Origin of the sequence: Lutimaribacter marinistellae, assembly GCF_042648365.1 — a bacterium.
Taxonomy (GTDB): Bacteria; Pseudomonadota; Alphaproteobacteria; order Rhodobacterales; family Rhodobacteraceae; genus Lutimaribacter_A; species Lutimaribacter_A marinistellae.
Genome location: NZ_JBHRXI010000016.1, coordinates 134,546 through 148,570 on the forward strand (window position 1 = coordinate 134,546; position 14,025 = coordinate 148,570).

The window sequence follows — 14,025 nt, forward strand, 5'->3', positions numbered from 1 at the left end:
ATTTCAGGGCGAAAGGCTCAATCCTCTTCAAAAAGTTCCGATTGCCCCTCGTCCGTCTCCTCGACCTCGTCGCGGCCTTCGCCCAGCGGAATCGTTCCCGGCGGCGGGCGGTTCTCAAGCAATCCGGCGGCGCGCAACTCCTTGAGACCCGGCAGATCACGGGCGCTTTCCAGGCCGAAATGATCCAGAAACTGTGGCGTGACGACGAAGGTCACCGGGCGCCCGGGTGACATCCTTCGACGCCCGAGGCGGATCCATTCCATCTCGAGCAACTGATCGATGGTCCCGCGCGAGACCGAAACGCCTCGGATCTCTTCGATCTCTGCCCGTGTGCAGGGTTGGTGATAAGCAACGATGGCAAGGGTCTCGATCGCTGCGCGGCTCAACTTGCGCGTCTCGACGATCTCCTTTTGCATGAGAAAGCCCAGATCGGGGGCCGTGCGGATCGCCCAGGCATCTCCGACCTTGACCACACGTACACCGCGCCCCTCATACCGCTTGCGCAACAGCTCCAGCGCCTGCGCGGCGTCGCTGCCATGCGGCATGCGCGCCTCGAGGTCGGACACGGTCACCGGTTCGGGACTGGCGAAAAGCACCGCTTCGACCATACGCTCCTGCTCGGCCAGCGGCGGTGCGTCGAACAGGCTTTCGCCGGCATCGTCATCGTGGGGTTCAGTCACTCTTGTCTGTTCTCCTGCGCAGATGGATCGGCGCGAATGTGTCGCTTTGTCGAATCTCCAGATGCCCTTCTTTCACCAGTTCGAGAGACGCCGCAAACGTCGCCGCTGTGGCCGAACGCCTGCGCGCGGGTTCGGCATGCCATCCATCGGGCAGATAGCTTTCCATATCGGTCCAGCTGCCGGCAAACCGGATCAGGGGCCGCATCCGATCCAGTGCCTGCTCCATCGTGAAGACGGAGTCGCGATCCATGACGAAGGGACGAAACTCGTCGCGTGTACGGATGCGCGCGTAGCCCTGCATGAGGTCGAGCAAGGTCGCGGTATAGGTCACGGTTCGGATTCTGGTAACATCCTCGCCCTGGCCACGGTGAAAGAAGTCGCGCCCGAGTTGATCGCGCCCCATAAGGCGTGCAGCCGAGTCGCGCATAGCCTGCAACCGCTCAAGCTGAAACGCGAGGTGGGCAGCCAGTTCTTCGCCAGTCGGTCCCTCTTCCTCGGGGTCTGGCGGTAACAGAAGGCGGGATTTCAAAAAGGCCAACCACGCAGCCATGACTAGGTAATCGGCGGCCAGTTCGATCCGAAGCGCCCGCGCACGTTCGACAAATGTCAGGTATTGCTGGGCAAGCGCCAGAACCGAGATCTTTCGCAGGTCCACCTTTTGCGTCCGCGACAGGGTCAGAAGGACGTCGAGCGGTCCTTCGAAACCGTCGACATCGACAATAAGTGCCTCGGCGGCCAGCCTGTCGGCGACCGAAAGGCCCTCGTCCCCGGCAAACAGATTATCGGTCATACACCTCTCCGCCCATGAGGCGGGAAAGGTCGGCCTCGGCGGCCTCGATGTCAAGTTCGCCGGGATCGCGTCGGCAAGCGAGCGCCTTTTCCGCGCGGTACTGCGCGTCGGCTGTCATCGGTCCGGCGGCATGGGCGACCGCGGCGCGTTCTGCCAGCGACCCATTGCAATGCAGAACCACGTCACATCCCGCGGCGATAGCACCAGCAGAAAGTTCATCAAGGCTGCCGCGGAGAGCTTTCATCGACAGATCATCGGTCATGATAAGCCCGTCAAACCCGATCTGCTCACGGATCAGGTCAATCATCCGGGGCGAGATCGTTGCAGGCGCGTCATCTATGCGGTCATAGACGAGATGCGCCGTCATACCCATCGGCAGATCCGCAAGCGCGCGGAAGGGCAGGAAATCGGTGTCGTCCAAATCCTCGGGGTCGGAATGAACATGCGGCAGGTCGTGATGGCTGTCCATCGTCGCGCGACCATGTCCGGGCATGTGCTTGACCACCGGCAAGACGCCGCCGTCGATAAGGGCATCGGCAACTGCGCGGCCCAGCGTGGCCACGGTTTCCGCGTCATGACCGTAGCAGCGGTTGGCAAGGAAAGGATGCGTGTCATCGCGTGCGATATCGACCATCGGGGCGCAATTGCAGTCGATTCCGAGTGCGTGCAATTCGTGCGCAATCAGACGATACCGCAGATACATCGCCCGCACGGCGGAGTCCCCGGCCCTTGCAACATGGTCGAGAGGAGGCAGCCATTCACGCGCGAGCGGAGCGCGCAAACGCTGCACCCTTCCGCCTTCCTGATCGATGAGGATTGGGCAGTTGCGCCCGACGGCCGCGCGGAATTCCTCACACAGCCCACGAACCTGGTCTGCATTGTCGATATTGCGCGCGAAAAGGATGAACCCGAACGGGTTCACCTCGGCAAACAGCGTTTTTTCTTCGCGCGTGAGGCGAAGCCCATCGGCGTCGAGGATCGTCGCCCCGAAGGTCACCGGGTCGTCACCGGGATACAGTCTGCCCGTTCGGCAACAAGAGCCGCGCAGAAGCGTCGTGCATCACTAAGGTCGTCAAAACCCATGGCACGCAGCCTGTAGAAGGTACGCCCACCACTTGCGGCCTTTTGGATCACGCGCTGCTTGCCATCCATGTAATCGGCAAAGCGGGCATTGATCCGATCCCATTCGGCGCGGGCGATATCGGGAGTATCATAAGCGCCCAACTGCGCGAGGCGGGTGCCGACGGGCAGAGTCGCCGCATCGACATCGAGAGCGGCCGCCGTGTCCACGGCCGCGGCAACTGCCGCTTCGACCGTGGTGCGGTTCGTGATGCCCGAGGGCGTTGCCCGCGCGGGGCGCAATTGCGGCCGAGGCGAGCGCTTTACGCCAGGCGCATCGAGAAGTGCCGGCGCGGGCTGTTGCTGGACCAGATCCGCAGGGTCGATGGCGGGCATCGGTTCGGGTTGCACGATCGCGGCAATCTTTTCGCCATTCTCCCCTTCGAGGAAGGTCTGTTGCGGCTCTTCCTCGGCGATCAGTTCGGCCACCAGTTGATCAACCGACCCGTCGCGGAAAGCGGCAACCGCATCATCCGAGATCGGCATCGCCTCGTCGACCGTCAGCGAGGCCTTCACCGGTTTCATCTCACCCATCGGAACATCCTCTTCGGAGAGCGAAACCGGCTTCGGCGCAAGATACAGCTTGTCGGGCGGCGGTGCGGCCGTGCCTTCGGCGGCTACGGTGTTGACGGCAAGCCCCTGGTGATCCGCCGGTTGTCCGCCCGGGTCAGCGGGCTGAATGCGCATCGGGCCTTCTACCGCGCGGACGACCGGGACGCCGCTCACGTCACGGGCGACGAGCTTGTAGCCCCAGATGCCGATGCCGACCACCAACGCCAAAGAGCCGATGGCCCCGGCGGCGGTGACGACGCGCCCGATGAACGGGACACGCGGCCCCTCGATCGTCTGCGTGTCGAAACTGTCCTGCACCACCTGTTCCGGCGCGGCGACCGGAGGTACCTGGTAAGCATTCTGATACGTGTAATGAACCTGCTGCGGGGCGTACTGCCCCGTTGTGTCGAAACTCGCCATGTCCGCCTCACTGCCCGCTCGCGCGTGTCTGCGCCGCGCTCGGGGTCCCTTCTGTCCTGTTTCCTGCCTCGGACCGGCGGTTCGGGCGGTATTGGTTACCGCATCTCCTGCGCCGGCGTCACGCCCAAGATACCCAGACCCGCGGCGATCACAACCGCCACCGAACGGGCCAGTGCCATTTTTGCATGACTTGTGGCCACATCGCCATCCTGCAGGAATTTCAACGACGGAACATCGTTGCCGCGATTCCACAGAGAGTGAAATTCTCCCGCCAATTCATATAGGTAGAAGGCGATCCTGTGCGGCTCATTGGTGCGTGCCGCGATCTCGACCAGGCGTGGCCATTCGGCCAGTTTCTTGGCGACAGCAAGCTCTGCCTCGTGATCGACACGCGACAGATCTGCGTTCAGCAGGGCCGCGTCATCGGCATCCATGCCAGCCTCCTCGGCCCGGCGCAGAACGCTCATCACGCGCGCATGGGCGTATTGCACATAAAAGACCGGGTTCTCGCGGCTCTGCTCGAGCACCTTGTCGAAATCGAAATCAAGCGGCGCATCGTTGCGGCGTGTCAGCATAACGAAGCGGGTCACGTCAGGCCCGACCTGTTCCAGCACATCGCGCAGGGTGATGAAGGTCCCTGCCCGCTTGGACATCTTGAAGGGTTCGCCATTCTTGAACAGCTTTACCAGCTGGCACAGCTTGATGTCGAAGTTCACGCGTTTTTCGTGATCCAGCGCCGCGACAATTGCCTTCATCCGCTTGACGTATCCGCCATGATCGGCACCGAACACGTCGATGATCACGTCAAAGCCCCGTTTGACCTTGTCATAGTGATACGCAAGGTCGGGGGCGAAATAGGTCCAGCCGCCATCGGATTTCTGCACCGGACGGTCCACGTCGTCGCCATACTCCGTCGCCTTGAACAGCATCTGTTCGCGCGGTTCCCAGTCTTCGGGCGGGGCCTTGCCCTTGGGTGGCTCCAGCACACCGCGATAGACGAGGCCCAGTTCCTTGAGCTCTTCGAGCGTCTTTTCGATCTTGCCGCTGTCGTAGTAGGAGCGTTCCGACGTCCAGACATCCATTTCGACACCGAGAAGGGCCAGATCCTCGCGGATCTGCTTCATCATCTCGTCGATGGTGAAATCGCGGAACGGGGCCAGCCATTCGCTCTCGGGCTTGTCGATCATGCTGTCGCCGAACTTTTCTTTCAGCGCTTCGCCGATGGGCAACAGGTAGTCGCCGGGATAGAGGCCTTCCTTGACTTCGAAATCGAGGCCATTGGCCTCGCGATACCGCTCATAGGCCGAGCGGGCCAGAACGTCGACCTGAGCGCCGCCATCGTTGATCCAGTATTCGCGTGTGACGTCGTAGCCGGCATATTGCAAAAGACCTGCCAGCGCATCGCCGAACACGGCGCCACGGCAATGCCCCACATGCAGCGGCCCGGTCGGGTTGGCGGACACGAACTCGACATTCGCGGTTTTGCCCTGCCCCATGTCGGAACGACCGAAATCGGTTCCATCGCGCAAGACCGTGCTGATCACGGACTGCCAGACGGATGCCGCCAGGCGCAGGTTCAGGAAGCCGGGTCCCGCCACCTCGGCGCTTGTGATGCGTTCATCGGCGCCAAGCTTTTCCGCCAGCGTTTCGGCGATATCCCGCGGCTTCTTGCCCGCAGGTTTGGCCAGCACCATCGCCGCGTTTGTTGCCATGTCCCCATGCAACGGGTCGCGAGGCGGCTCCACCGTGACATTCGCGAAATCGAGCCCCTCGGGCAGAGCGCCTTCGGATTGCATCTGCGCAAGCGCGTCCAGCACAAGGCCACGGATCTGGGTAAAGAGGTTCATGTGACTGTCCTTTTGCTTGCCGGCGGTTTACCACGCAAACCGCCCGCGTCAATGGACGCGGTTTCAGGTTCCGGTGCCGCGCAGTTGCAGTGGATCGCCCCCGGTGAGGCGGGCATGATCCTGCAAGGCGAACCGGTCGGTCATACCGGAGATGTAATCGGACACGATCCGCGCAAGGGCCGTATCGGTTTCCGCCGCCTCTATATCGCGATGCCAGTGACGGGGCATTTGCCGTGGGTCCGAAAGATAGATCGGAAACAGTTCCTTTACCACGCGAGAGACGCGGGCACGAACCTCCATCACCGAGGGCGCCCGGTACATGCGCCGGAACAGAAAAGTCCGGATAACCTTCAGGTCAGACCAGAGAGTAGGTGAAAACCGTATCACCGGATGACCAAGCCCGCGGATATCCTCGACCGAGATGGCCCGTGCCTCTGCCAGAGCGGCGCGCGAGGTTTCGATCACATCAGAGACCATGACCCCGAAAACCCGTCGCAGCGCCTCATGACGGCGACGATAGGAGTTCGTGTTCGGATAGGCTCTGTCTACCTCGGCGTAACAGGGACCGATGATGGGAAGCTCGGCGATCTCGTCGTCGGTGAAAAGCCCGGCCCGCAAGCCGTCATGCAGATCGTGGTTGTTATAGGCCACGTCATCGGCCAGTGCGGCAACCTGCGCCTCGGCACTGGCATGGGTTTCCAGTTCAAGGTCGAAGCCCGCGTTGCACTCGGCCAGCGCCCAGGGCAGATCGCCGATCACCGGTCCGTTATGCTTGGCAATCGCCTCGAGCGTTTCCCATGTCAGGTTCAGCCCGTCAAAGGCCGCATAGTGGCGCTCCAATCGTGTCACGATACGGATCGCCTGGGCGTTGTGATCGAACCCGCCATAGGGGGCCATCAACGCGTGCAGCGCGTCCTCACCCGTATGGCCAAAGGGTGTATGGCCCAGGTCATGCGCAAGGGCGACCGCCTCGGTCAACTCACCGTTCAACCCGAGGGCGCCGGCAATCGTGCGAGCCACCTGCGCGACTTCGATTGAATGCGTAAGTCGCGTGCGGTAGTTGTCGCCCTCATGCTCGACGAAGACCTGCGTCTTGTGTTTGAGCCGGCGAAACGCGCCGGCATGGATGATACGGTCGCGGTCTCGCTGGAAACACGACCGGAAACTGCTCTCCTCCTCCGGCACGAGCCGACCGCGGGCGCGGTCGGGGTCCGAGGCATAGGGCGCGCGCATGTCCACCTGTCCTTGTCGGCTGTCCTCGCGCTTTCTATATTGCAGGCAGTCGAATATGAAAACCATTGGAGTCAGGGATGAATCTTCCCCCCAGAGTGACAGATCGCGCCTTTGCCCGCCTTGCCGAGATCGGCGCGGCCGATCAGGGACAGGCCTTGCGCGTGGCCGTCGAGGGTGGCGGTTGTTCGGGCTTTCAATACGAGATCGCATTGGATGCGCCCGGTTCGGATGACCTCGTTCTCGAGGGTCAGGGTCAGAAAGTGGTTGTCGACAGCGTTTCGCTTCCTTTTCTGGAAAACGCCACGATCGATTTCACCGAGGAACTGATCGGCGCGCGTTTCGTCATCGACAACCCGAACGCCACATCTTCCTGCGGCTGCGGCACCTCGTTCTCGATGTAATCCTGCACCCTCTTGCCCCCCGCCGTAACGAAGGGCTAGACCGGACGGCGACAAGACAAGAGGGCCGGGCATGAAGATCGCTACATTCAACATCAACGGCATCAAGGCGCGGGTGAACGCGCTGACCGATTGGCTCGACGAAGCGCAGCCTGACGTGGCCCTGCTGCAGGAGATCAAATCGGTCGACGAGAACTTCCCGCGCGAGTTGTTCGAGGACCGCGGTTACTCGGTCGAAACCCACGGCCAAAAGAGCTTCAACGGGGTTGCGATCCTTTCGAAACTCCCGCTTGAGGACGTCCAGCGTGGGCTGCCCGGGGACGAGACCGACGAGCAGGCACGTTGGATCGAGGCAACTGTGGTGGGAAAGCAGGCCCTGAGGGTCTGCGGGCTGTACCTTCCGAACGGCAACCCGGCACCCGGGCCAAAATTCGACTACAAGCTATCGTGGATGGAAAGGCTGTATCATCGTGCGCGGGAGCTTATGCAGAGTGAAGAGCCCGCCTTGATGGCCGGCGACTACAACATCATCCCGCAGGAAGAAGACGCAAAACGCCCCGAGGCATGGCGCGAGGATGCACTGTTTCGACCCGAAAGCCGTGCAGCGTTTCGACGGATCGTTAACCTGGGCTTTACCGATGCGTTTCGAGCCAGGGTACAGGGCCCAGGTCACTATTCGTTCTGGGATTATCAGGCGGGCGCGTGGAACCGGAATGATGGCATCCGGATCGACCACCTGCTGTTGAATCCGCAGGCCGCAGACCTGCTTGTCGATTGTCGCATCGATTCCGAGATACGCGGGCGTGAAAAGCCCTCGGATCACGTACCAGTCTGGGCAGAAATGGACATCTGACCGCTCAGGTCGCGGTCACGTCGTGGCCGTAGATCCAGTCGAAACGTCGCAACATGCGCTCGGGCGCCAGCGCGCCGGCGAGGCGCAGAGCAATATGCCCTGCCTTGCGTACAGGTGCCGGGCGAACATGGAACTTCCACGCATTTCCGTTTGCTGCCGCGATGACACGTTCCGCTCGCTCTCGCCGGCGCGATTGGTAACGACGCAACCCATCCCGCATCGTAGCCGCGCCGGAAAGACTGTCGGCCAGCACCCAGGCATCTTCGAGCGCGAGATTTGCCCCTTGCGCCATGAACGGCAACGTCGGATGCGCGGCATCGCCCAGAATGGCCACCGACTGACCGTGCCAGCGACGCGCCACAGGATGTCGGAAAAGCCCCCAAAGCCGCACGTCGATCACCTGTTCAAGGATCGCGCGCGGCGTTCCTTCGAAACCGGCAAAGGCCTCACGCAGGTTGTCGGGATCGTCGGAATGGTCCCACCCCTCGGCGGCCCATTCTCGGCGTTCCTGAACCGCGACAATGTTGACCACGGTGTCATTACGCAGCGGATAACAGACAAGGTGCCGACCCGGCCCCATGAAAATCTGCGCCTCGGATGGAAGGCCCAGCGTATTGGGTACCAGCGCGCGCCACGCGACCTGTCCGGTAAAAAACGGTCGATCGGCACCATTCAGCGCGATGCGGCTTGTTGAATGCAAGCCATCGGCACCGACAAGCAAGTCGGCCTCGACCTCGGCCCCGTTCGCCATGCGGACCTGCGCCCGCTGCCCGTCTTCGACACTGTCGATCTTTTGCAAGAGCCTGATATTCACACCGGCACGGCGAACGGCATCGGCCAGAAGGTCGACAAGGTCCGCCCGGTGGACAAGGCGATAATCCTCGGCCTCGGGCTGGGTATTGAAATCGAGGCGCAGAACCTCTCCCGGCGCGCGGAAGTCACGCAACACGACGGCCTTGGACGCCATCGAGATCGACTTCAAAGCCCGTTCGAGACCCAGCGCGCGCAAGACGGCTACGCCATTGGGACTGATCTGAAGGCCCGCTCCGACCTCGCGGATGGCATCGGCTTGTTCGAGCACCACGACCTCTGCTCCACGTTGGCGCAGGGCCAATGCCGAGGCGAGCCCGCCGATCCCTGCGCCGGCGACCACGATTTTTCGCCCGGAAAACTCCATCATGCCCCTTTTAGACGGAAACGCCGGAGCGGTTGGCCCCGGCGTTTCAGTTGAATTCTAACAGTCCGATCGTCAGTCGTCGCGGTGGACTTTTTCGCGCCGTTCGTGCCGCTCCTGCGCTTCGAGCGTCATCGTCGCGATGGGACGCGCGTCAAGCCGTTTGAGCGAGATCGGATCGCCGGTCTTTTCGCAGTACCCGTACTCCCCCTCGTCGATGCGGCGCAGCGCTGCGTCGATCTTTGCAACGAGTTTGCGCTGACGGTCACGGGTGCGCAGTTCCAGCGCGCGATCCGTCTCTTCGCTTGCGCGGTCGGCGACATCGGGAATGTTGCGGGTGTTGTCCTGCAACCCTTCGATCGTATCGCGGCTGCCCGCCAAAAGTTCGTTTTTCCAGTTGATCAGCTTGATACGAAAATATTCAAGCTGACGGTCATTCATGAACGGTTCGTCCTCGGCCGGGCGGTAGTCGTCCGGCAGAAAGGTTTCCTGCTTCATCTTGGCTCCCTCGGCACGGCCTGAAACGTCGATAGTTGGTGTTTCACCTGACATTCGGCTCTCCCTTCTGCGCTGCGTTTAGCCCTTTGGCCGGGGAATGTCACTACACAAAGAGCGCAACATCATGTCAAAACGGGATCGAGACGGTGGCATCATTGCCCAAAGACAAATCCTTGTTTTTAGGTCAGATTTCAAAGCATTCCCGACAGTATGTCCCAAACCGGCCCTGGTGTGGTGCTTGCCAAAGGGCAACACCGCCTTTAGGTCGGTTGCGAGCTATCGCATGCACAGATTTCCGGAGACACACATGACCGCACGTTTCGAGGGGACCGCCGATTACGTGGCCACCGACGACCTGACCATCGCCGTTAACGCCGCGGTCACATTGGAGCGGCCGCTCCTCGTCAAGGGCGAGCCCGGAACAGGCAAGACCGAACTGGCCAAGCAGGTGGCGGGTGCGCTTGGGCTGCGCATGATCGAATGGAACATCAAGTCGACCACGCGCGCGCAGCAGGGTCTTTACGAATACGATGCGGTCAGCCGCCTGCGCGACAGCCAGCTGGGCGAGGAACGGGTGCACGACGTCTCCAACTACATCAAGAAGGGCAAGCTCTGGCAGGCCTTCGAGGCGGACGAAAAGATCGTGCTGCTGATCGACGAGATCGACAAGGCGGATATCGAGTTTCCGAACGACCTTTTGCAGGAACTCGACAAGATGGAGTTTCATGTCTACGAGACCGGCGAGACGATCCGCGCCAAGCAACGCCCCATCGTAATCATTACGTCGAACAACGAGAAGGAACTGCCCGACGCTTTCTTGCGGCGCTGCTTCTTCCACTACATTCGTTTCCCGGACGAAGCGACCATGCGGCGCATCGTTGAGGTGCATCACCCCGGCATCAAGGAGCAACTGCTGACAACCGCGCTGACTCAATTCTACGAGCTGCGCGATACCGCAGGGCTGAAGAAGAAACCTTCGACCTCGGAAGTTCTGGACTGGCTCAAGCTGCTTCTGGCCGAGGATCTGACCGCAGAAGACCTCAAGCGTGATGGAGCCTCTGCCCTGCCAAAGCTGCACGGCGCCCTTCTCAAGAACGAGCAGGACGTTCACCTGTTCGAACGCCTCGCCTTCATGGCTCGCGCGCAACGCTAAACCACGACCGGCTTCGCGTTTTACGCGGGCCTTGCCCTGATCTGGTCAGAATGCCACCATAGACATGCCGGGAACGTCCGGCATGTCGGTTCCTTGAAACGTGTTGACTGTTCCGGGATGCAGCCTTTGACGAGTGACGTGCAGATCCGCCCCTTGCGGGCCGATGACAGGCAGGCCTGGGGCGCATTGTGGCGTGATTACCTCGCGTTTTACGAAACCGAGCTTCCCCAAGAAATCTATGATAGCAGCTTTGAACGGATGCTCAGTGACGACCCGACGGAGTTTTCGGGGTTTGTCGCCGAACAGGACGGTCAGTTGGTCGGTTTGGTACATTTCCTGTTCCACCGCCACGGCTGGAAGATCGAGAATGTCTGTTACCTTCAGGATCTCTATGCCGTGCCTGAAAGTCGCGGCACGGGGATAGGTCGCAAACTGATCGAAGCGGTCTATGTCGAGGCTGACCGGCGCGGGGCGCCATCGGTCTACTGGCTGACGCAGGAATTCAACCACACTGCTCGCCAGCTATACGACCGGATCGGCAAGCTCAGCCCATTCATCAAGTACCAGCGCCCATGATAAAGCGTGCCCTCCTTTCCATGGCCCTGGTGTTGGCCGGATGCGACACGGTTCCGCTTCAGGACACGCCCACGCGCGCCCAGATCGCAGACAGCACCCTGCCACCGATGAAGAGCTTTTCGGCCCCTCGGCCGCAGGTGCCGTCGCGGTCGAACGCGAACATCGCGGCGGATTTTCTCGCGCTCCACTTCGAACTTGAAAGCGGGCGCGAACTTCCGATCATGACCCGGTTCGAAAACCCGATCACTGTTCGCGTGACCGGTGCACCACCGCCTTCGCTTCAGGCCGATTTGGCGCGCCTCTTGTCGCGCTTGCGCAACGAGGCCGGCATCGACATTCGCCAGGTCGGATCGGGCGCTGCGAATATCACGATCGAAGCCGTCGGCCGGTCCGAGATCCGGCGCGCTTTGCCACAGGCCGCCTGTTTCGTTGTTCCCAACATCACCAGCCTCGCCGATTTCCGTCGCGAACGACGCCGGGAGAAAACCAACTGGTCGCTCTTGAGCACGCGCGAAACGCTGGGCATCTTCCTGCCCAACGATGCCACCCCGCAAGAGGTGCGGGACTGCCTGCACGAAGAACTGGCACAGGCGATCGGCCCGCTCAACGACCTCTACTCGCTGCCGGAATCGGTCTTCAACGACGACAACATGCATACCGTTCTGACCGGGTATGACATGTTGATCCTTCGTGCGACCTATGCGCCGGAGCTGCGCAGCGGCATGACCCGGGCACAGGTCGCGCGGGTGCTGCCCGATCTTCTCGCCCGCCTCAATCCGGCAGGCAACGGGATCGGGCGACAGCGGGTGAGTCGCACGCCGCGTTCCTGGATCGATGCGATGCAACGTGCACTTGGCCCCGGTGCGGGGCTTGAAACACGCGTCCGTGCCGCCAACGAGGCCACACGCATCGCGCAGGGCCAGGGTTGGACGGATCAGCGCCGTGCGTTCTCGCACTACACCCTCGGGCGGATGATACAGATGAGTGACGCAGATCTTGCCCAGCGGCATTACGCGACCGCGCTCAAATTTCTGGACCAGACACCCGGCACCGACCTGCATAAGGCGCATGTCCGCGCACAGACTGCAGCCTATGCGATATCCCGCGGCGACGGAGCGAACGCGCTTGCCCAATTGAGAGGCCCCATCGAAGACGTGCGTCGCGCCGAGAACGCAGCGCTTCTGGCGACGATGATGCTGCTTCAGGCCGAAGCGCTTGACCTGGAAGGGCGCGGCGAGGAAGCCGCGGCCACCCGGCTGGACAGTCTGGGCTGGGCGCGTTACGGCTTCGGCTCGGATTGGGCGGTTCGGGCGCTGATGAGGGATGTCGCGCTTTTGAACCCCCGCAACAGGCTGGGCGGGTAGAGAAACGATGATCATTCTGGGGCTTGCCGTGCTGGGCGCGGCACTGGGTGCCATGACGGCGAAACGACGCAAGGGCAGCGGTGCGGATGTTGCTCAATATGCGGCCGGTTACGGGATTGCCTTTGCGCTTCTTGGTCTGGTCATTACATTGGTTCTAGATCGTACCCTAATCTGAGGCGCCATGTTCCTTCCGTTTTTCGAGAACCTGCGCAAGGCCGGTGTGCCGGTAAGCTTGCGCGAATACCTGACCTTTCTCGAAGGGATGAAGGCGGGTCTGGCGACCTACGACGTCGAAGCATTCTACTATCTCGCACGTGTTGCGATGGTGAAAGACGAGCGCAATATCGACAAGTTCGACCGGGCCTTTGCCGCCTCTTTCAAGGGGCTGGAAGAGATCAGCCTGCAAAACGTCCTCGAAGCCGTCGACATTCCCGGCGACTGGCTCGAGAAGATGGCCGAAAAGCACCTCTCCGAGGAGGAAAAGGCCGAAATCGAGGCGCTTGGCGGTTTCGACAAGCTGATGGAGACGCTGCGCGAACGCCTCAAGGAGCAGGAAGGCCGCCACCAGGGTGGCAACAAGTGGATCGGCACCGCCGGTACCTCGCCTTTTGGCGCATATGGCTACAACCCCGAGGGCGTGCGGATCGGCCAGAAGGAAAGCCGTCACCGCCGTGCGGTGAAAGTCTGGGACAAGCGTGAGTTCAAGAACCTCGACGACACGGTCGAACTGGGCACCCGCAATATCAAGGTTGCGCTGAAACGCTTGCGCCGGTGGGCGCGCGAAGGTGCAGTTGAAGAACTGGACCTTGACGGCACGATCCGCGCGACGGCGGAACACGGGTATCTTGACGTCAAGACGCGGCCCGAACGGCACAACGCGGTCAAGGTCGTCCTGTTTCTGGATGTTGGCGGGTCGATGGACCCGCATGTGAAAGTGGTGGAGGAACTGTTCTCGGCCGCGCGATCCGAGTTCAAGCACCTCGAATACTACTATTTCCACAATTGCCTCTACGAGGGTGTCTGGCGTGACAACCGGCGTCGCTGGGACAAGCAGATTCCCACATGGGAGGTGTTGCGGACCTATGGGCCCGACTACAAGTGCATCTTTGTCGGCGACGCGTCGATGAGCCCTTACGAGATTGCTTATCCCGGTGGCGCGAATGAACACTGGAACGCCGAAGCCGGACAGGCATGGCTGATGCGTGCGCGAGAGCAATGGCCGTCGAACCTGTGGATCAATCCCGTGCCTGAAAAATACTGGGAGTACACCCACTCCATCTCGATGATCCGCGACATCTTTGACGACCAGATGGTGCCGATGACACTTCAAGGGTTGGAACGCGGCATGCGCGAGTTAACACGCTGACG

General features: G+C 61.5%; 15 protein-coding genes. 7 read left to right on the top strand and 8 right to left on the bottom strand.

The genetic code is table 11. From position 1 onward, the window contains the following. Nucleotides 1-17: 17 nt before the first annotated feature. The 6 genes from scpB to ACFORG_RS14800 form a co-directional block, all read right to left on the bottom strand. The gene (gene scpB / locus ACFORG_RS14775) at nt 18-680 is read right to left on the bottom strand and encodes an SMC-Scp complex subunit ScpB (RefSeq protein WP_386736304.1); all 663 of its coding nucleotides are present in this window, start codon (nt 678-680) and stop codon (nt 18-20) included. After that, entirely contained in the window at nt 673-1,470 is a 798-nt protein-coding gene (locus ACFORG_RS14780; protein WP_386736305.1) for a segregation and condensation protein A, read from the bottom strand. The genes scpB and ACFORG_RS14780 overlap by 8 nt, the downstream gene beginning before the upstream one ends. Continuing rightward, nucleotides 1,460-2,467 carry a beta-N-acetylhexosaminidase gene (gene nagZ / locus ACFORG_RS14785; RefSeq protein WP_386736306.1) on the bottom strand — a complete coding sequence of 336 codons (1,008 nt, stop codon included), beginning with the start codon at nt 2,465-2,467 and terminating at the stop codon, nt 1,460-1,462. Before nagZ ends, ACFORG_RS14780 begins: the two co-directional genes overlap by 11 nt. Beyond that, the gene (locus tag ACFORG_RS14790; RefSeq protein WP_386736307.1) at nt 2,464-3,561 is read right to left on the bottom strand and encodes an SPOR domain-containing protein; all 1,098 of its coding nucleotides are present in this window, start codon (nt 3,559-3,561) and stop codon (nt 2,464-2,466) included. The genes nagZ and ACFORG_RS14790 overlap by 4 nt, the downstream gene beginning before the upstream one ends. Nucleotides 3,562-3,656: 95 nt before the next feature. After that, the gene (gene argS / locus ACFORG_RS14795) at nt 3,657-5,408 is read right to left on the bottom strand and encodes an arginine--tRNA ligase (protein WP_386736308.1); all 1,752 of its coding nucleotides are present in this window, start codon (nt 5,406-5,408) and stop codon (nt 3,657-3,659) included. Nucleotides 5,409-5,471: 63 nt separating this feature from the next. After that, nucleotides 5,472-6,641: a deoxyguanosinetriphosphate triphosphohydrolase gene (locus ACFORG_RS14800; protein ID WP_386736309.1), complete on the bottom strand. Its 1,170-nt coding sequence runs from the start codon at nt 6,639-6,641 to the stop codon at nt 5,472-5,474. A gap of 77 nt (nt 6,642-6,718) precedes the next feature. On the opposite strand from ACFORG_RS14800, the gene ACFORG_RS14805 reads away from it, so the two are divergent. Continuing rightward, the gene (locus ACFORG_RS14805) at nt 6,719-7,042 is read left to right on the top strand and encodes a HesB/IscA family protein (RefSeq protein ID WP_386736310.1); all 324 of its coding nucleotides are present in this window, start codon (nt 6,719-6,721) and stop codon (nt 7,040-7,042) included. Between the two features lie 70 nt (nt 7,043-7,112). After that, nucleotides 7,113-7,892 carry an exodeoxyribonuclease III gene (gene xth, locus ACFORG_RS14810; protein WP_386736311.1) on the top strand — a complete coding sequence of 260 codons (780 nt, stop codon included), beginning with the start codon at nt 7,113-7,115 and terminating at the stop codon, nt 7,890-7,892. A 4-nt stretch (nt 7,893-7,896) separates the two neighbouring features. Here the strand turns inward: xth and ACFORG_RS14815 are convergent, their stop codons facing one another. Together ACFORG_RS14815 and dksA are read right to left on the bottom strand one after the other, a co-directional pair. Continuing rightward, nucleotides 7,897-9,069 (bottom strand): FAD-dependent monooxygenase, encoded by a 1,173-nt coding sequence (locus ACFORG_RS14815; protein WP_386736616.1) that lies wholly within the window; start codon nt 9,067-9,069, stop codon nt 7,897-7,899. Nucleotides 9,070-9,141: 72 nt separating this feature from the next. Continuing rightward, nucleotides 9,142-9,564 (bottom strand): RNA polymerase-binding protein DksA, encoded by a 423-nt coding sequence (gene dksA, locus ACFORG_RS14820; RefSeq protein ID WP_386736617.1) that lies wholly within the window; start codon nt 9,562-9,564, stop codon nt 9,142-9,144. Nucleotides 9,565-9,871: 307 nt separating this feature from the next. On the opposite strand from dksA, the gene ACFORG_RS14825 reads away from it, so the two are divergent. The 5 genes from ACFORG_RS14825 to ACFORG_RS14845 all read left to right on the top strand — a co-directional run bounded on the left by ACFORG_RS14825 (nt 9,872) and on the right by ACFORG_RS14845 (nt 14,023). Next, the gene (locus tag ACFORG_RS14825) at nt 9,872-10,717 is read left to right on the top strand and encodes an AAA family ATPase (protein ID WP_386736312.1); all 846 of its coding nucleotides are present in this window, start codon (nt 9,872-9,874) and stop codon (nt 10,715-10,717) included. Between the two features lie 126 nt (nt 10,718-10,843). Continuing rightward, entirely contained in the window at nt 10,844-11,293 is a 450-nt protein-coding gene (locus tag ACFORG_RS14830; protein WP_386736313.1) for a GNAT family N-acetyltransferase, read from the top strand. Beyond that, nucleotides 11,290-12,657: a DUF2927 domain-containing protein gene (locus ACFORG_RS14835; RefSeq protein WP_386736314.1), complete on the top strand. Its 1,368-nt coding sequence runs from the start codon at nt 11,290-11,292 to the stop codon at nt 12,655-12,657. Before ACFORG_RS14830 ends, ACFORG_RS14835 begins: the two co-directional genes overlap by 4 nt. Nucleotides 12,658-12,664: 7 nt before the next feature. Beyond that, nucleotides 12,665-12,832, top strand: a complete 168-nt coding sequence (locus tag ACFORG_RS14840) for a hypothetical protein (protein ID WP_386736315.1) — start codon at nt 12,665-12,667, stop codon at nt 12,830-12,832. Nucleotides 12,833-12,838: 6 nt separating this feature from the next. Beyond that, a complete protein-coding gene (locus tag ACFORG_RS14845; protein WP_386736316.1) occupies nt 12,839-14,023 on the top strand; it encodes a vWA domain-containing protein in 1,185 nt (394 codons plus the stop codon). The last annotated feature ends 2 nt before the right edge of the window (nt 14,024-14,025 follow it).